Raw genomic sequence first — 264 nt, 5'->3', positions numbered from 1 at the left:
ACATCAAGGGCACGCTCCTGGGAGTCTTGCTGATTGCCATGGTCTCCAACGCCGTGAACCTCCTGGGCATCCCGTCCTCCTACGACAAGATCGTCCAAGGCGTTGTCATCTTCGCTGCCGCCGCACTGGACGTCTACCGCTACAAGTACGTCAAGCGGAACCTCTCGAGGAAACGCAAAATCGGACCACCAACCGACGCTGGGCAAAAAACCCTGAGCCCCACGGTCACTGAGCCCGGGCAAGGCCAGACCGCCGGGACGCCTG

1 protein-coding gene is annotated in these 264 nt (G+C 61.4%); it reads left to right on the top strand.

Translation table 11 applies throughout. The features are described from left to right. Window positions 1-26: 26 nt before the first annotated feature. Window positions 27-264: hypothetical protein (locus tag SB847_RS21345; protein ID WP_410578654.1), on the top strand; the 238-nt coding region annotated here is incomplete at its 3' end.

Source organism: Bacillus sp. SIMBA_026 (assembly GCF_046535335.1).
In the GTDB taxonomy this organism is placed as follows: domain Bacteria; phylum Bacillota; class Bacilli; order Bacillales; family Bacillaceae; genus Bacillus; species Bacillus velezensis.
Note: the sequence above shows the minus strand (reverse complement) of the source record. Positions and strands in the feature narration are given on the sequence as shown.